13 protein-coding genes are annotated in these 16,824 nt (G+C 66.4%); 5 read left to right on the forward strand and 8 right to left on the reverse strand.

The window, feature by feature from the left end; genetic code table 11:
* The first annotated feature begins 11 nt into the window (after positions 1-11).
* Positions 12-1,244, forward strand: a complete 1,233-nt coding sequence (locus NET02_RS01595; RefSeq protein WP_284055619.1) for an MFS transporter — start codon at positions 12-14, stop codon at positions 1,242-1,244.
* Positions 1,245-1,421: 177 nt separating this feature from the next.
* Here NET02_RS01595 and NET02_RS01600 read toward each other — a convergent pair whose 3' ends face one another.
* From NET02_RS01600 to NET02_RS01620, 5 genes are all read right to left on the reverse strand, one after another.
* Positions 1,422-2,747: an ABC transporter substrate-binding protein gene (locus tag NET02_RS01600; protein WP_347710985.1), complete on the reverse strand. Its 1,326-nt coding sequence runs from the start codon at positions 2,745-2,747 to the stop codon at positions 1,422-1,424.
* A 475-nt stretch (positions 2,748-3,222) separates the two neighbouring features.
* Entirely contained in the window at positions 3,223-4,398 is a 1,176-nt protein-coding gene (locus tag NET02_RS01605; RefSeq protein ID WP_284055620.1) for a site-2 protease family protein, read from the reverse strand.
* Between the two features lie 174 nt (positions 4,399-4,572).
* Positions 4,573-5,190 carry a DsbA family protein gene (locus NET02_RS01610; protein WP_264297359.1) on the reverse strand — a complete coding sequence of 206 codons (618 nt, stop codon included), beginning with the start codon at positions 5,188-5,190 and terminating at the stop codon, positions 4,573-4,575.
* Positions 5,191-5,297: 107 nt separating this feature from the next.
* Positions 5,298-5,900, reverse strand: a complete 603-nt coding sequence (gene coaE / locus NET02_RS01615; protein WP_284055621.1) for a dephospho-CoA kinase — start codon at positions 5,898-5,900, stop codon at positions 5,298-5,300.
* Positions 5,897-7,846 (reverse strand): ABC-F family ATP-binding cassette domain-containing protein, encoded by a 1,950-nt coding sequence (locus NET02_RS01620; RefSeq protein WP_284055622.1) that lies wholly within the window; start codon positions 7,844-7,846, stop codon positions 5,897-5,899. The genes coaE and NET02_RS01620 overlap by 4 nt, the downstream gene beginning before the upstream one ends.
* Before the next feature lie 290 nt (positions 7,847-8,136).
* On the opposite strand from NET02_RS01620, the gene lysA reads away from it, so the two are divergent.
* The 3 genes from lysA (at position 8,137) to NET02_RS01635 (ending at position 12,481) form a co-directional block, all read left to right on the forward strand.
* Positions 8,137-9,486, forward strand: a complete 1,350-nt coding sequence (gene lysA / locus NET02_RS01625; RefSeq protein ID WP_284055623.1) for a diaminopimelate decarboxylase — start codon at positions 8,137-8,139, stop codon at positions 9,484-9,486.
* Between the two features lie 67 nt (positions 9,487-9,553).
* Positions 9,554-11,134, forward strand: a complete 1,581-nt coding sequence (gene rpoD, locus NET02_RS01630) for an RNA polymerase sigma factor RpoD (protein WP_284055624.1) — start codon at positions 9,554-9,556, stop codon at positions 11,132-11,134.
* A gap of 180 nt (positions 11,135-11,314) precedes the next feature.
* Positions 11,315-12,481 carry an acyl-CoA dehydrogenase family protein gene (locus NET02_RS01635; protein ID WP_284055625.1) on the forward strand — a complete coding sequence of 389 codons (1,167 nt, stop codon included), beginning with the start codon at positions 11,315-11,317 and terminating at the stop codon, positions 12,479-12,481.
* 659 nt (positions 12,482-13,140) lie between these two features.
* Here the strand turns inward: NET02_RS01635 and moeB are convergent.
* Complete coding sequence (moeB, locus tag NET02_RS01640; RefSeq protein WP_284055626.1) at positions 13,141-14,334, reverse strand: molybdopterin-synthase adenylyltransferase MoeB; 1,194 nt, start codon at positions 14,332-14,334, stop codon at positions 13,141-13,143.
* A 236-nt stretch (positions 14,335-14,570) separates the two neighbouring features.
* Between moeB and NET02_RS01645 the strand changes: the two genes are divergently transcribed.
* On the forward strand, positions 14,571-15,026 hold the full coding sequence (locus NET02_RS01645; protein WP_284055627.1) for a PaaI family thioesterase: 456 nt from the start codon (positions 14,571-14,573) through the stop codon (positions 15,024-15,026).
* A 16-nt stretch (positions 15,027-15,042) separates the two neighbouring features.
* Here the strand turns inward: NET02_RS01645 and ispE are convergent, their stop codons facing one another.
* Complete coding sequence (gene ispE / locus NET02_RS01650) at positions 15,043-15,927, reverse strand: 4-(cytidine 5'-diphospho)-2-C-methyl-D-erythritol kinase (RefSeq protein WP_284055628.1); 885 nt, start codon at positions 15,925-15,927, stop codon at positions 15,043-15,045.
* A complete protein-coding gene (rsmA, locus tag NET02_RS01655) occupies positions 15,917-16,756 on the reverse strand; it encodes a 16S rRNA (adenine(1518)-N(6)/adenine(1519)-N(6))-dimethyltransferase RsmA (RefSeq protein WP_284055629.1) in 840 nt (279 codons plus the stop codon). Before rsmA ends, ispE begins: the two co-directional genes overlap by 11 nt.
* Between the last annotated feature and the right edge of the window lie 68 nt (positions 16,757-16,824).

Consider the following 16,824-nt stretch of genomic DNA (forward strand, 5'->3'; position numbering starts at 1 on the left):
GGCAACTCGCCATGCGGCTGGCACGGCTCTGGGCCTGGCGCGGGCTCCTGACCTTCATGCTGGGCCACTTCACCGTGGACCTCTACAGCGGGCTGCTGCCTATCCTCTACGCCCTCACCGCGCAGCGGCTGAACCTCGATAACCGCGATATCGGGCTCCTGGCGCTGTGCTACACCGCGGCCTCTTCGCTCTCGCAGCCGCTCTTCGGCTACGTCGCCGACCGCTGGGGTGGGCAGCTCCTGGCTCCGCTCAGCCTGGCCTGGTCGTCGGTCTTCGTCAGCGCGCTCGGCCTGATCGACGCGCCGGCTCTGCTCTATGCCGGCGCGTTGCTGGCCGGGCTCGGATCGGGGGCCTATCACCCAGTCGGCGCGTCGAACGCTTCGATGCTGGTGGACGATCGCCGCCGCAACACGGCGATGTCCGTCTACACGGTGAGCGGAACGTTTGGCTACGCGCTCGGGCCGCTGATTGCGGCCTTCTTGTTCGGCGTGCTCGGGACGCGCGGCTCCCTCGCGATGTTGCCGCTCGGATTGAGTGTGGCAGTCTCGCTGCGGTTGGCGCTGCGGCAGTTCCAGCTCGGCCTGCCGACCGTGCGCTCTCGGGAGCGGGCTCGCCGCGAGCCGATTCGCTGGGGTGCCCTGGCACCGGTGATGGCAGTTGTGATGTTGCGAAGCTGGGTGTTCATGGCTGTCGTCACCTTCGCACCCGTGTGGTATCGCGACCTGGGGTACGATGTTCGCTTCTACGGCTTGCTGGCCAGCGTCGTCATCGCCAGCGGATCGCTCGGCACGCTGCTAGGTGGCCTGCTCGCCGACCGGATCGGCCAGCGTGTGGTGCTGGTTGGCTCCCTAGCGCTCGCGATACCAGCTCTGCTGCTCTTCGCCGGTCTCCCAGGGCCACTGGCCCTGATGACTGGGGCGCTCTTCGGCGCGCTGGCTGATGCCTCCATCTCGGTGACGCTGGTCGCGGCACAGCGGCTACTGCCTGGTCGCATCGGGGTCGCGTCCGGGTTCATCCTGGGGATGGGATTCGTAACAGGTGGCATCGGAGCGCCGGTGACCGGGGCGATCGCCGATCACGTGGGGATCCAGCAAGCCCTGCTGTTCACGTCGGCTCTCCTGCTGGTAGCGCTGGCCGCCTGCTGGCTTATTCCGCGACAGGTGCTCAGCGCAGAGACCGTGCGACCGGCTCCTGGCCCCTCGGTCGCCGTGACGACGTCACTCCCGCAGCGAGAGAGTGACTGACAGCTCGGTCGCGTGCCGATAGGCCCGCGTCCCGCCGGGCCCCGGTCGCTCGCTGATCCGTCGCGCAGCGGGGTCGATCCGTAAAGGAACCCGGTCTATCTCGACACTGCTTCCGACTGCGGCGCTGCCTCGGGTCAAATGCCCGAGGCAGCGCGCGCATCGGAGCGGTAGCACTCGTCAGAACGCGAGGTCATCGATGTTGGGGAAGACGTCGAGGACGACGTTCCCGAGTGAGCCGTCCGTCAATTGCTGGACTTCACGGATCACGACGGTGTTGATGACTCCCTGGGTCTCTGGGTGGAAACGAACCTCGCCCATCGGCCCGTTGAAGCGCACATTGCGGATAGCTTCCAGGAACGCCGCAGTGTCCGACGTGTCGCCATCGAGCGCATCCAGCGCTCGCGCGATAATCTGAATGGTGATGTACCCCCAGTACTCCAGATGTCCTGGCGGATTCCCGAACTTCTGCTGGAACCGCTCAGTGAACTCGCGGTTCTCGGGGGTGTCGTAGCGAGCGGCATAGCAGATCGAGCTCACGATGCCGAGAGCGGCCTCCCCGACCTCTGGGAGGTAGGGATCGTCCCCGATCTCGCCGCCTCCGAGCAGCGCGTACTGATCCTTCAAGCCGAACTCGGTGAACTGTGTCATGAACCGGATCGCGTCCGCTCCGATGAACCACGCCCAAACAGCTTCGGCGCCGGCAGCTTCTTGCAAGACGCGCTGGAGATAGGGACCGAAGTCCTGCGTATTGAGCGGGGGGAACACCTCGCTGAGTACCTGGCCGCCACCTTGCTGGAAGTAGTTTCGGAAGATCTCGACCACGGTATGCCCAGTTACGTAGTCCGGCGCCAGGAGCGCGATCGATCGCAGTCCACGCTTCTCGGCTGCCCATTTCGCCTGCACGAACTCGAACTGGCCCTGGGTGAACGAGGTGCGGAAGATGTACTCGCTACGCACGTTCGGGTCGCGCGTCAGCGGTGGCCAGCCGTTGATCGAGGCGATAAACGGGACTTGCTGGTTGACGATATAGTCGCGGATGGCAGCCATCTCGTTACTGAGCGTAATGCCAGTAACGATATCGACGTTGTCACTCTCGACGAGCTTCCGTAGCTTCGTCAGGGCTTGCTCGGGGTTCCCAGGGGAGTCCTCAGGAAGGAGTTCCAGCTTCCGCCCACCGGCCGTTTCGCCGATCTCCTCGAGCGCGAGCTGCATGCCCTGGAGATGCCGCTGTCCCGAAGCGGATAGACCGCCGGATAGGGCCGTTATCAGACCGATCTTGAAGGGAGCACCAGCCTGGGCAGCGGTCGGCGTCGCGGCGGGCGCCGCGGTGGGCGTGGCCGCAGGTTGTGGCGAGGGCATGGCCGTTGCCGTAGGCGAAGGCGCCGGCGTGCCTGCCCCTGGCGATGCGGAACTGGTCGGCGGGGTCGAATCCCCCCCACACGCTGCTATGAGCGCGCTGACCGCGGCACCGCCGACGGCTGCCAGGAACTGTCTTCGTCTCATGCTTCGCATTCCATCTCCCCTCTTTTTCGATACACTTTCGCCGCCTGCGCCACTCCCCGGGGAAGCTGTGCCAGTGTCTACTCGGTGCCTCCTCGATTGCTCTCCTTTCTGATAGCACTGAAGCGATGACGCGCCGTAGCTGCACGACGCGTTAAGTGTGGCATCTACCAGTTAGCTACTACTGTGCTAACTTAGCGGGGAAGCTGTACTGGATCAAGTCAAGTGTTCAAGATAGTCGAACACCTGCGATTACTATGAAGTCTCAACGCGTGGAAGGAAGTGGGTCGGGGGCCCAGTGGGTGTAAGCAGGTCGCGGCCGCATCAGCCATGACGGCGTGGCACATGGCACGGGAACCTCTGGGCAAACTCTGATCGGGTGACAGGAGGGCAGGTTACGCTCGCTGAGCGCTTCACCGTGCTCCCGCGCCGCCTGCCCTATTCACAAAGGCATCGGCCCGACACGTGTCAACAGCGGTCAGTCACCAGGCAGGTCCGAGGGACGGCTACGCTTCTCGACCATTTGGGCGATCTCTTCAGGACTCCGCATGAGCTCTTGGCGGAGCTGGAGGTAGCGGAGCAAGGCGTTGCGAGTCAGCAGGCCCAGCAGCGCGCTGTCTCGTACGACCGGTACTTGATGGATGTCATGCGCCACCATCTTTCTGAGCACGCTCTCGATGTCGGATTCCGGTGTCGCCGTGACCAGCCGTTCGAACGGGGTCATGAGATCGCGTACGCGCCGGGTGGGCCATTCGCTACGGGGAGTGTTGCGCACGTCGGTCAAGGTGACGATCCCAACCAGGCGGCCATCCTCGATCACCGGAAAGCTCCGCACGTTGTGGCCGAGCAGCGCGTCGACCAGCTCGTCGACTGGGACGTCCGGCGAGATAGTGACCGGACGCGCGTCCATAAGCTGTCCGACGCGGACACCCTCGAAGAGACGCTTCAGCATCAGTTGCTGGTACGACTGCTGTGCGGCGCTCTGGAGAAACCAGCCGATCGCGACCAGCCAGATGCCGGAGAGTGGCGCCCGGAAGACCAGGAAGATCCCACCGGCGATGAACAGAAACCCGATGACGACGCCGACGGCTGAGGCGATGCGCGTCGCCCGGTACACGCTATCGAGGGCTCCCCAGAGGAACGCTCGCAGCACGCGGCCGCCGTCCAGCGGGTAGGCTGGGATGAGGTTGAAGGCGACCAGGATCAGGTTCGCGTAACCAAGATAGTGGAGAATTGCCCCGAGCGGCTCGTTGACCTGATCAGCTAGAGGCCAGAGCACGAGCGAACCGGCGCCGATGACGAGGCTGACGATCGGCCCCGCAACCGCGATGAGAAACTCGTCGATCGCGCGGCGCGCCTCCTCGACGATCTGCGCGACCCCGCCGAAGATGAACAGGACTATACTGGCGACCGGGATACCCCGCGACTGCGCGACCACCGCGTGCCCCAGCTCGTGAGCGAGCACCGAGGCGAAAAGCAGCAGGCTCGCTAGCGCTCCGACTGCCCAGTATGTGCCCGATGTCCATCCCGGGTACCACTCAGGAAAGATCCCGACAGCGAGCGAGTAGGTCAGCAGCGCAAACACGACCAGCCAGGTGTAGTGAATGCCAATCTCGATTCCGCGGATCTTGCCCAGACGTACTGACGCGTCCATTCGCTTCTTCCTCTCTGGAACAGGGTTAGCGGCACGCTGCTCTTGTGGTGCCTAATCAAGAATATAGCGTACTGGGCGACGTGCCCGGTCAGGGCAAGTATAACGGCCCGTCAACCTAACTCGCTCCAGGCGAACTCGGTTCGACGGGCCTTGGGCAAAGTGGGGCCACAAGAATCAATGCGCTGGCGGCACTGGCCGCTTGATCTCCTCGATGTACGGGCGGTCGGCAATAATATCTCTCAGGCGCTCCCAGACGGCCAGGTATTCAGACTCTGGCGGGAGCGGGCGTAGCTTGAGGTAGGCCGCCCGGCCGTTCTCGAAGACCAGCGTCGGCGTGCCGAAGACGCCGTACCGCTGCACGCCCTCTTCATGGTCCCGGGCGAGACCGTCCAGCGTCGCCTGCTCGAAATCGCGCTGGAAGCGGTCGAGGTCCAGTTCGGCGCGCCGAGCCGCCTCCAGGATCGTCTCTGCCTTGGTCAGCTCCCAGTTCTCCTCGTGCCGTAGCCGGAGCAAAGCGAGGTGGAAGCGCTCGAAGGCCTCCGGGCCCTGTCGCCGTGCCGCTTCGGCGCCCTTCCAGGCCAGCCGGCCCCGGCTCGGGTACGTCTCCGGCTGCTCCCAGAGCTTCCAGTCCGGCCCGTGCTTCTGGTTCACCTGCTCGAGGGAGAAGTAGCGCCAGTGGAGGTCGAGTTGGCCGTTCGTATGGCTCTTGACCCAGTGCAGCAAGACCGCTGCCGTGTAGACGTACGGTCAAGCGTAGTCGTACCAGATCTCGACGCGAATGGGTTCGCTCATCTCGCCCGCCTTTCCGACTCCCTGAGGAGGGACGCGTCCCGACCGCCTATATCTCGCCTTTGTACAGTTCAACGCGGCGAGGGTACGACGCTATTCCCGGCCTCACCTCAGTGGATCGGCAGAGCCTCCCAAGCCGCCCGCACCTGGGCGATGGTCTCCTCGATCGCGCCGCTGTTGTCGATGACACGGTCGGCGCGGCGCACCTTCTCTTCTTGCGGTGGCTGGGCACGGATGCGAAGGAGCGCCTCGTCCTCGCCGATCCGGTCGCGGGCCATCAGCCGGGCGAGTTGCTGCTCCGGCTTGCAGGTCACCACCCAGACCTCGTCGCAGTCTCCGGCCAGCCCGGCCTCGAAGAGCTTGATCGCATCGATGACGACCACCGGGCTGCGGCTCTCGGCTACGCGCCGGCGAATCAGCTCGACAACCGGCGGGTGGACGATCGACTCCAGCCGCGCGAGCTGCTCGGGGTCGCTGAAGACGATCCTGGCGAGGGCACGCCGGTCGAGGCTGCCGTCGGGGTTCATGACCTCCGGCCCGAATGCCAGTACCACGTCCTCCAGTACCGGGCTACCCCGGCTCATCACCTCCCGGGCCACCTGGTCGGCGTCAATCGTCTCGGCGCCGAGTTCGGCCAGCGCGCGCAGCACGAGCGACTTGCCGCAGGCGATATTGCCAGTCAGCCCGATGACGTATGGCCGCGTCCGGCTCACCGCTCCACGCCTCCGGTCACGGCGTCCAGCTCCTCCTGAAGCGCTTCCCAGCGCCGGTAGGCCGCGTCCAGCTCTTGCTGCGTCGCCTCGTAATCCGCGCCCAGCTCGGCGATCGCTTCGATGTCCTGCCGGGCCGTTGCCTCGGCCAGGTCATCCGCTAACGCGTTCAGCCGCTCCTCCAGCTCACCGATGCGCTCCTCCGTGGCCCGCAGCTCGCGCTCGACCTGGCGCGGGGAGCGCCGGGCAATCCCCGGCACCATCGCGGGCGGGCGCGGTTGGCTATCCAAAGTGCCACTCGCCGGGCTCGCTGCGGACCCTGCGCCTGATGTAGCTGTCCGCTGGCGCTGGTAGTCGGTGTAGTTGCCCAGCCAGGTCCGCAGGACGCCGTCCTCGACCGACCAGACGCGGGTCGCTAGCCGGTCGATCAGATAGCGGTCGTGGGAGACGAAGATGATCGTGCCATCGAAGCTCGCAAGCACCGTTTCCAGCGCCTCGCGACTGGCGATGTCGAGGTGGTTGGTCGGCTCGTCCAGGATCAGAAGATTGCCTCGCTCGAGGGTCAGCAGCGCCAGCGCCAGCCGGCTGCGCTCTCCACCGCTGAGGGCGCTGACCGGCTTGGTGACATCATCGCCGCTGAAGAGAAAGCGGCCGGCCAGGTTGCGCGCCGCCTCCTCGCTCATCGGCTGCTGGCGCAGGATAGTACCGAGCACGGTCAGCTTCGGGTCGAGCTGCTCGTGCCCCTGAGCGTAGTAGGCCGGGCGCACGGAAGTGCCGTAGCGGATCTGCCCGGAGAGCGGCGGGTGCCCGCCCAGCAACGTGCGGATGAGGGTCGTCTTCCCTGAGCCGTTCGGGCCGATGATGGCGACACGTTCACCGCGCTCGACGATGAGTTCCGGTGTTCGGCAGAGCACGATCGGCTCCGACCCGTCGCTGGCTGGATAGCCGATAACCAGCTCGCTGGTGGTCAGGACGATGCGCCCGCTGCGCAGCCCAGTGGTGAGCTGGAGGCGGAGAGTCTCGTGCTCGCGCGGGCGTTCGATCCGCTCGAGCCGGGCCAGCCGGGTTGCCCGGCCGCGCGCTTCGCGGGCACGCTGGCCTGCCTTGTAACGCCGGATGAATTCCTCCTGCTTGCGGATGAACTCCTGCTGGGCCTCGTACTCGGCCAAGCGCCGGGCGAGCCGTTCGTTGCGCAGCTCGAGGTAGCGCGAGTAGTTGCCCGGGTAATCCTCCAGGTGACCGAAGCTGAGCTCCAGAGTGCGCTCGGTCACCTGGTCGAGGAAGTAGCGGTCGTGCGAGACGACCACGAAGCTGCCTCTCCACGTGCGGAGGAACGTTTCCAGCCAGGTCAGCGCCCGCAGGTCCAGGTGGTTCGTCGGTTCGTCGAGGAGCAGGAGATCGGGGTCGGCGAGGAGCGCGCGGGCCAGAGCCAGCCGCGTGCGCTGGCCTCCACTGAGCTGCCCTGCGGCCCGGCTGAACTCGACCTCCTCGAATCCGAGTCCGGCCAGGACTTGCGTTGCGCGGTGCTCCAGATCGTAGCCGCCGGCCGCCTCGAAGCGGAGGCTCTTCTGCTCGTACTCGGCGAGCAGCCGCTCTAGCGTCTCTCCGCTCGCGTCCGCAATGGCCGCAGCGAGGCGCTCGATTTCCTGGCCGAGTTGACGCAGGTCCTCCATCGCCTCGAGTGCGGCATCGAGTACTGTTCGACCTGGATCGATGGCTGCCTCCTGCGCCAGATAGCCGAGGCGCAGGCCACGCTGGGCGATGAGCGTGCCGCTATCGGGCTGCTCGAGGCCGGCCAGGATGCGCAGCAGGGTGCTTTTGCCAGCGCCGTTGACGCCGACGAGCCCGATGCGATCGCGCTCACGGATCTGAAAGGTCACGCCGGAGAAGATCTCCTCGGCGCCGAATCGCTTGCTGAGGTTTTCGACAGAAAGGATCGTCGTCGGCACGATACGTCTGCTCTCCTGGTCCGAGCAGCGCCGCCACCCGCGCTGAGCGCTCACCTGTTGTCACCTGGGTGGGGTGGGCTGGCACTGTTCAGAACCTGACAGCCGGGCATCCTCCCCGAGGGGAGGATGCGACGCTGGGGCAAGCTTACCCGCTTATCGGCTCTCGACCAAGCGCTACCAGCCGAAACGGGATGCCCGTTGCGAAGGGGCGGTATATAATGCGGGCATTCCGGCATGCTGGAGGGGGAGCCCCGAAGCCGGGCAGCAGATGGACTCGAGCGTGATCGACGATGCCGTGGCCGAAGACAACGACGCGTGATGCCACTGGCCAGCTCGTGATCGGTGGTATCCCGGTCCCGCAGCTCGTCGCCGAGTTCGGCACTCCGCTCTACATCTACGATGAGGCGACGATCCGCGCGCAATGCGGTGCCTACCGGGAGGCACTCGCCCGTCACTACCCTGGTCCTTGGCGGCTCGTCTACGCGGGCAAGGCGTATCTCAGCGTCGGCCTGCTACAACTCCTGGCCGAGGAAGGGATGTGGCTCGACGTCGTGTCCGGCGGAGAGCTGCAGCTCGCGCTGGCGGCCGGGTTCCCGCCCGGCCGGATCATCTTGCATGGGAACAACAAGAGCGAGGACGAGTTGCGCCTGGCGCTGCAAGCACGGATCGGCGCAGTCGTGGTCGACAACCACTACGAGCTCGATCTCCTAGAACGCCTTCATCGCGACACCGAGCAACAGCTCTCCGTGCTCGTGCGAGTGAATCCCGGGGTAGACGCGCACACGCACGCTTACCGGAAGACGGGCCACCTGGACTCCAAGTTCGGCCTGCTGATCGAGACGGGTGACGCGAGCCGGGCCGTGCAGCGCATTTTGGGGATGCCTGGCCTGCGCTTGCGCGGCTACCACGCCCACATCGGTTCACAGGTGTTCGAGGTCGAGCCCTACGCGCTGGCCGTTGAGCGGTTGTTCGATTTTGCGCGCGAGATGGCTGCGCAGTTCGGCGTGGTGCCGGAAGAGATCAGCCCGGGCGGAGGGCTCGCGATCCAATATCTGCCAGAAGACCCGGTGCCGGACATCGACCTCTTCGTGCGAACGGTGGCTGATACGGTACAGCGGGCAGCTCGAGAAGCGGGCTTCCCGCTGCCGCTGCTAGGGTTGGAGCCGGGCCGATCCATCATCGGGCCGGCGGGCATCGCTGTGTACCGGGTCGGCGCGATCAAGGAGATTCCGGGTGTCCGCCGCTATGTCAGCGTGGACGGCGGCATGGCGGACAACATCCGTCCAGCGCTCTATCAAGCTCGCTACACCGCCGCGCTGGCCAACCGCGACGGTCCCGCGGTGACCCGCGTCACGATCGTCGGGAAGTACTGTGAATCCGGCGACGTTCTGGTGAACGATGCGACTCTGCCGGAGCCTCGTCCCGGTGACCTCGTCGCTATCGCGGCCGCTGGCGCATACTGTCTGGCCATGGCCAGCAACTACAACCTTGCGCTGCGGCCAGCCGTAATACTGGTGAGGGAGGGACAGGCGCTACTGCTGCAGCGCCGCGAACGGATCGAGGATGTGCTGCGGCGGGAGTTCGGCCTGCACAGCTCGGCAGCGACGGTCGCGCCAGTTGAATTGCCGGCGTCCCCGTAGTATCACTTGCGTACCGCCGGTGTGGGATGGTTTACCCCCCAGTGACCAGTAAGTAGGGGTTTAGCGGGTGGGCAGAGCGAAGCGACGTGGTAATCACGAGAGCCACGATCAGGGCGCCCAATCCAATAACGGCCAGCTAGCGCCGTCGCGGGAGACGGCCGAGGCGATCGAGGCTGAAGCGCGGCGGCAGGGGTTCCTGAGTGGAGAGCAACTCAGCCAGCTCGGGGCGCTCCTCGACCCGCACGAGCTGGATGCCGCGCTGGCGCGCCTGTCTTCCCACGGGGTGGTTCTCGAGTTCGATGACCGGGTACAGGAACCTGTGGACGCCGCCGAGCTCGAACTCGAGTTGGCCGAACTGAGCGACGTGAGCGGCTCATGGGAACCTGACGGTCTGCCCGATCTGGTCGTCGATGACCCGGTAAGACTCTATCTGGCCGAGATCGGGCGTGTCCCGCTGCTGAGCGCCGAGCAGGAGGTCGCGCTCGCCCAAGCGGTGGAGCTCAAAGAGTATCTCGTTGAGACGCAACGAGCGTGCCGCGAGGCCGGGCGGGATTCCGCGCTCGCGGTGCTGGAGGAGATCTGGGGCCGCTTCCTTGCCCGCTGGCCGTTGACGCTCGCCTTCTACCAGGCAGTGAATCCAGGTTCTCTGCCTTCGAATAAGCGCGCAGTGCTTGCAGCCGTGTTGCCGCTTACCCAGATCCCGACGGAGGCGCTCGCGCGTTTCGCGGCCGAGCGTGGCCTGACCATCGAGGAGCTGGAGGAGCACCTGCGACGGAGCCGGCTCGAGTTCGAGCTGCTGCCTCCCGAAGCGCAGCGCCTGGTCAACCCGCTGGAAGAGCAGCCGGTATCCCCACCGGCGCTGGAATCGATCGGCCTCGACCTCGGCCAGTTGGAACATCGCTGGCGCGTCGTCACCATGCAGGGAGATCTGGCCCGCCAGCGGCTGGCGGAAGCGAACCTGCGTCTCGTCGTCAGCATCGCCAAGCGCTACCTGGGCCGGGGGATGAGCCTGCTCGACCTTATCCAGGAGGGCAACCTCGGCCTGATCCGGGCGGTCGAGAAGTTCCAATCGCACAAGGGGTACAAGTTCTCGACCTACGCGACGTGGTGGATCCGCCAGGCGATTACCCGGGCGATCGCCGATCAAGCGCGCACCATCCGGATCCCGGTGCACCTCGTAGATACCATCAACCGGCTCGCCCGGGTGTCGCGGCGACTCGCGCAGGAACTCGGCCGCGACCCGACGACCGCCGAGATCGCGGCTGTCGCCGGGATCCCTGCCGAGCGCGTGCGTGAGATCCTGCGGATCTCACAGGAGCCGGTCTCGCTCGAGATGCCGGTGGGCCAAGAAGAGGACAGCACGCTCGGCGAGTTCATCGAGGACGAGCGAGCCCTGGCGCCGGTCGATGCGGCAGCGACGACGCTGCTGCGCGAGCAGGTGCTGGAGGTACTCTGGACGCTCAACGAGCGGGAACGGCGAGTAATCGAGCTGCGTTTCGGTCTGGACGACGGCCGTATCCACACCTTAGAGGAGGTCGGTAAAGCCTTCGGCGTCACCCGTGAGCGGATCCGCCAGATCGAAGCCAAGGCGCTACGCAAGCTGCGCCACCCTAACCGGAGCCGCAAGCTTCGCGATTTTCTGGACTAGCTTCGAGGTCTAGCATTCTCGGCGTCTATCTGTCCGAGCGTGTCGATCTCCTCCCTAGTGCGTCAGCACGACCGAATCGATGGTGTCGAATGGCCAGTCAGTCGCGCGGTCGTTGAAATCGCGCCGGTTCGATGGGCGGCAGCGATCTCAGGCGAAGCGCCGGTCGAAGGGAGGCACGCGATGGATTTTCTCCTGACTGATAAGCAACGGGCGCTGCGTGACCGGGCGCGGGCGTTCGCTGAGCGCGAAGTGCTGCCGGTCGCCGCTGAGCTGGACCGCGAGGAGCGTCACCCGCGCGAGCTGATCGCCCGCGCTCGGGCCGAGGGGTTGGTCGAGCTGAATATCCCGTGCGAGTACGGCGGGCCGGGGCTCGGGATCCTCGACAGCGCGCTCGTATGCGAGCAGTTCGCTTGGGCCTGCGCCGGATTCGGCACCGCGGCCTTGCTGAACGGCCTGGCTGCCGAGCCGATCATCCTGGCAGGAACCGAGGAGCAGAAGCGCAGGTGGCTTCCTCGCCTCCTCAACGGCGAGTACGCCAGCTTCGCGCTGACCGAGCCGCACGCTGGCTCTGACGTTGCCGCGATCCAGACGCGCGCCGAGCGCCGGGGTGACCGGTACGTGCTGACCGGTCAGAAGCGATGGATCGGCAACGCGCCGATCGCCAGCTTCTTCGTTCTGTTCGCCAAGACCGACCCGGAGGCTGGCCGCCGCGGCATCAGTGCCTTCCTCGTCGATCGCGCGACGCCGGGCATCGAGGTGCGCACGCTGCGCAAACTGGGTCATCGCTGTGCTCCCACCGGCGAGATCACCTTCAGCGCGGTCGAAGTGCCTGCGGAGAGTCGTCTCGGCCGGGAGGGCGACGGCTTCCTACTGGCGATGCAGGTGTTCGACCGTACCAGGCCGCTGATCGCGGCTTTCGGCGTCGGCGTCATCCAGCGGAGCCTCGACGAGGCGCTGGCCTACGCCATGCAGCGCCAGACGATGGGGCACCCGATTATCGAGCATCAGGCTGTAGGCCACAAGCTGGCAGAGATGCGTATCCGGCTCGAGGCTGCCCGCTGGCTCACCTACCACGCGGCGTGGCTCGCCGACCAGGGGCGGCGCAACACGCTCGAAGCGGCAGCCGCCAAGGCGTTCGCGGCCGACAGCGCGATGTGGGCAGCGACGGAGGCAGTGCAAATCTTCGGCGGTAACGGGTACGGGATCGACTTCCCGGTAGAGAAGCTTCTCCGCGATGCCAAACTTCTGCAGATCTACGAGGGGACGAGCGAGATCCAGCGCAACATCGTCGTCCGCGAGCTGGCGAAAGCGTTCGCGGGGGCGTCAGCCGAGCATGGTCAGAGCTGAATGCGACCGGGATAGAGCCGAGTCAGCGACGACAGACGGCTTCGTGTCCCGATACCTGATTCGCGCGGTACGCTGTCGAGCTTGACTGAGCATCAGGCGTGCGCGCTGGTCCGCAGGTGATCCTTCCCTCGCGTAGCGTGGCTAGACCTCGGACGCACCGGATCGTGGCGACGCGGCGCGCCTTCGACTGTTCGACATCGAGCCTGCGGGCGATTTCCTCGCACAGAGCAGACAAGGGGTCATAGTGATGGGGCGACGGAGTCGCGGCTGCCCAGCTTGGCGGCTAGCGGGCTGTCCGATCATGAGTCCTGGCCCCGAGGGGTCTACGACACCGCCAGGGTGGCTGTACAGCGGGCGGCTTGGGAATGGCGAGGGCGACCTGGACGGATCCGGAGTCGTCAGCACGTTGAAACCGAGTCGCCGCCACGCCAGCGCTGCATGCGCCGTCGCGGAGACCGCGTCGCTGGTTTCCCGCGGCGGGCGAGGCGCCTGAGCGCAGTGGCGTGCGGGTCGTAGGAAACCAGGTCGAGACCCGGCGATGCCGAGTCTGCGCTGACCAAGAACAGGGGCGCCTCGACTGGGCGCCCCCGTAACGTTCCATCCAGAACGACGGCCAGAAACGTCGCCGGGATGTTGAGGCCGGCTTCGGCTGGCTGGCCCTAGTCCGCGACGCTGCGCGTCGGTAGCAAGCAGGACTGCTGGTAGTCGATCTCGCCGATATTCTCCGGCGTCAAGGTCGAGCTGGGGCTGCACGCCGCGCACTCAGGGTCGCGCTGCACATGCAGCTCGCGGAACGTCGCGGTCAGCGCGTCGTACAGCAGCACGCGGCCGACGAGCGGTTCGCCGATGCTCAAGAGCAGCTTGATCGCTTCGACAGCCTGGAGCATGCCGATCACTCCAGGGAGCACGCCGAGAACGCCGGCCTGGTCACAGCTCGGCGCCAGCTCCGCCGGGGGCGGCTCCGGGTAGAGGCAGCGGTAGCACGGGCCTTCGCCGGGCTTGTAGACCGTCACCTGGCCGTCGAAGCGGAAGATGCTGCCATCGACCACCGGCTTGCCCAGCAGCACGGCAGCGTCGTTTACCAGGTAGCGCGTCGGGAAGTTGTCGGCACCGTTGACGATCACGTCGTAGTCCGCGAGCACGTCCATGATCGACTGGCTCGTGAGCCAGACATCGTGGGTGATGACTTTGACATCGGGATTGAGCGCGGTAAGTGCCTCGCGCGCCGACTCTGTCTTGGGGCGGCCGACCCGATCGGTAGTGTGCAGCACCTGTCGCTGCAGGTTACTGAGATCGACCACATCGGCATCGACGATTCCGATGGTGCCGACGCCGGCCGCTGCCAGGTACAGACCAGCCGGAGAGCCGAGCCCACCGGCACCGATGAGCAACACCCTGGAGTCGAGCAGCTTGGCCTGGCCCTCCTCGCCGACCTCCGGGATGAGGAAGTGGCGGCTGTAGCGCTGGAGCTGCTCGCGTGTCCACTGGCGCGGGGTCACGAACGGGTAGCCGGCGTGCTTCCAGGCGCTGAACCCGCCGGCAACCGAGTAGACGTTGCGGTAGCCCATCTCTTCGAGCGTCTTGGCCGCGAAGGCCGAGCGCACTCCACCGGCGCAGTAGACGTAGACCGGCGTGTCCTTATCGGGCACCTTGTCCTCGATCTGCATCTCGAGGTAGCCGCGCGGGATGAACAGCGCCCCTGGGACGTATCCCTGCTCCCACTCCTCGCGCTCGCGGACGTCGACGATTACTGGCCGCCGGCCGGAGCGTAGCTCCTGGTAGAGCGCGTTGACGTCGACCTCACGGATCGAGCGCTTGATGTCCTGAAACAACCGGTCGTAGAGCTTTACCATCGATGTTCCTCCGGGTTTGGCGCCTGGTTCGTGCAAGCGTGCGATCCTTTCTATTCTACCTGAACGCGCAAGCTGCATAGCTATTCCGCTCGCGGCATGCATCGCCCCGGAGCGAGACCGGCGTGTCGCTCGCCCAGCTCTGTTTTCGACGGCAGGCGCCGAGAGACCATCTGGGCGGCTAGAATCGGGTGCGCTGGCCACCTGGCGACGGCTTGGGGAAGACCACGGGAGGAACGATGAGCGAACGGGCGCGCGTGAACACGATCACCGATCACGGCTGCTTCGGCTGTGGCGAGCAGAACCCGATCGGGCTCAGGCTCGCCTTCTTCCGCGATCGCGATGCAGTAGAGGCGGAGTTCACGCCGCGGCCCGAGCACGAGGGCTATGCCGGATTGGTGCACGGCGGCATCATCAGCGCACTGCTCGATGAGGCGATGAGCTGGGCGGTGATCGCGGACGGCCGGCTAGCCGTCACGGCCCAGATGTCGCTTAGCTTTCGCCGGCCGGTCGAGGTGGGGATGCCGCTGCGGGTGCGCGGGTGGGTCGTCGGGGAGCGCGGGCGGATCGTCGAGGCCCAGGGCGAGCTCGTGGACAGCGACGGCGCCGTCCTGGCCGAGGCCAGCGGCACCTTCGTGCGGGTCAGCCAGGCCCAGCAGCGCGCCTGGGAGGAGCGATATCTGCGGCGCGGCTGACCGACGGAATGCGTGGTCAGCCTCGGATGTGGACGAACCGCCTCACCCGCTCGTCATTGATCCGGCCGCTAACAGTTGTGCAGACGAATGCCCGAGTCACAGGTGGTACCAGACGAGCCACGTCTCGGGCAGACGAGAAGTCGCCCGTCACGGCGAACAGCGCGGGGCCGGCGCCGGTAGGCCAGATCCAGTGCGCACCGGCTTCGCGCAGCGCCTCGGCCGCCTGGCGTACCTCCGGGTATGCTTCGAGCGCGCGGATGAAGGGGTTGCGAACCAGCTCAGGGTCGAGCGGGAGCCCCTGGCGCAGCCGCTCGGCTTGCGCTCGCGTCGCCGAGCCGTCGCTGAAGTCGCCCGGTTCGAGCGCTTGGTACAGCCGCCGCGTCTTATCCGGCAGGTGTAACCTCGGTACCACGACGACGAACCAGCCGGAGGATGTCGGGAGCGGCTCCAGCTCGGTGCCGCGGCCGGTGGCCAGCGCGGTTCCGCCCCGCACGAAGAAGGGGACATCCGAACCGAGCCCGGACGCGATCTCGTCGATGAGCGCACGCGGGACTCCGGCGATGGCCAACGCGCCGAGCAGCGTACCGGCGTCGCTGCTGCCGCCGCCCAGCCCAGCGGCGATCGGGATCTGCTTATCCAGCCTGATCCGCGCCGCGATCTCGATTCCCCGGCGTGAGAGCTCATCCAGGGCCCGCGCCACGAGGTCGTCGGCGATGCCCGGCGGCGGCTGATACTCCAGTCCTGCGGACGGAGTCAGCTCGATCCGGTCGAACAGGCTCACTGTCTGGAGGATCGTGACCACCTCGTGGTAGCCGTCGGGACGCCTACCGATCACTTCCAGCCCGAGGTTCAGCTTGGCCGGGGCGAACAGCGTGAGCGGCCAGCACAGCTCAATCCGCATGGTGCACCTGCTTTCGCAGCGCCTGGTACACGTTCAGCCACTCCTCGAGCGAGAGGGTCTCGGCACGGCGTCCGGGGTCGATACCGGCCGCTACCAGCGCTGCCTCGACAGTCTGTTTCGGCAACCCGAGGCCGGCGGCCAGCGCGTTCGCCAGTTGCTTGCGCCGTTGGGCGAAACCTGCCCGCACCATCTGGAAGAAAGGAGCGTGCTCCTCGCGGGGCAGCGGCGTCTCCGCGCGGCGCTCCAGAACGATCACCGCTGACTCGACCTTCGGTGGCGGCACGAAGGCGCCGGTGCCGATTCGGAAGGCGATGCGCGGCGTAGCGTAGAACTGTGCCGCCACCGAGAGCAGAGCCATGTCAGGCGGGCGAGCAGCCAGGCGTTCCGCTACCTCGCGCTGTACCATCACCACCAGCCGCGCGGGCGGGTGCTCGCCTGTCAGTAGTCGCTCGATGATGGCCGTGGCCACCGAATACGGAAGGTTGGCGACGACCTGGTACGGCTGTCCTCCGGTCAGTTCGGCGTAGTCGACCGCGAGCGCGTCGCCGTGGACGATCTCGACATTCGTGCCTGCGAACTGTCGGCGCAGGTATTCGGCTAGCCTCGCATCCAGCTCGATGGCGATGACCCTTCCGGCGCGAGCCGCCAGCGCCCGGGTCAGCACGCCGAGGCCCGGGCCGATCTCGACGACGAGGTCACCGTGGCCCAAGCCGGCCAGCTCGGCGATCCGGTGCACGATCTTCTGGTCATGCAGGAAATGCTGGCCGAGTGCCTTGCTGGGCCGGAGATCCAGGTCGCGCAGCAGCTCACGGATCGGAACGACGTCCACTGTGGCGATCCTCGCTGTTCGGGCCGCGCCGCGCGGTTGCTGGCGACGAGCTCCCGAGCCGCCGGGGC

The organism is Thermalbibacter longus (genome assembly GCF_023806485.1).
GTDB lineage: Bacteria > Chloroflexota > Chloroflexia > Thermomicrobiales > Thermomicrobiaceae > Thermalbibacter > Thermalbibacter longus.

Excerpts from the sequence above, each read along its gene's own strand:
- NET02_RS01595 (WP_284055619.1), top strand. The coding sequence starts at position 12 with ATGCGGCTGGCACGGCTCTGGGCCTGGCGCGGGCTCCTGACCTTCATG.
- NET02_RS01600 (WP_347710985.1), bottom strand. The coding sequence starts at position 2,747 with ATGAGACGAAGACAGTTCCTGGCAGCCGTCGGCGGTGCCGCGGTCAGC.
- NET02_RS01605 (WP_284055620.1), bottom strand. The coding sequence starts at position 4,398 with ATGGACGCGTCAGTACGTCTGGGCAAGATCCGCGGAATCGAGATTGGC.
- lysA (WP_284055623.1), top strand. The coding sequence starts at position 8,137 with ATGCCGTGGCCGAAGACAACGACGCGTGATGCCACTGGCCAGCTCGTG.
- NET02_RS01635 (WP_284055625.1), top strand. The coding sequence starts at position 11,315 with ATGGATTTTCTCCTGACTGATAAGCAACGGGCGCTGCGTGACCGGGCG.
- moeB (WP_284055626.1), bottom strand. The coding sequence starts at position 14,334 with ATGGTAAAGCTCTACGACCGGTTGTTTCAGGACATCAAGCGCTCGATC.
- NET02_RS01645 (WP_284055627.1), top strand. The coding sequence starts at position 14,571 with ATGAGCGAACGGGCGCGCGTGAACACGATCACCGATCACGGCTGCTTC.
- ispE (WP_284055628.1), bottom strand. The coding sequence starts at position 15,927 with ATGCGGATTGAGCTGTGCTGGCCGCTCACGCTGTTCGCCCCGGCCAAG.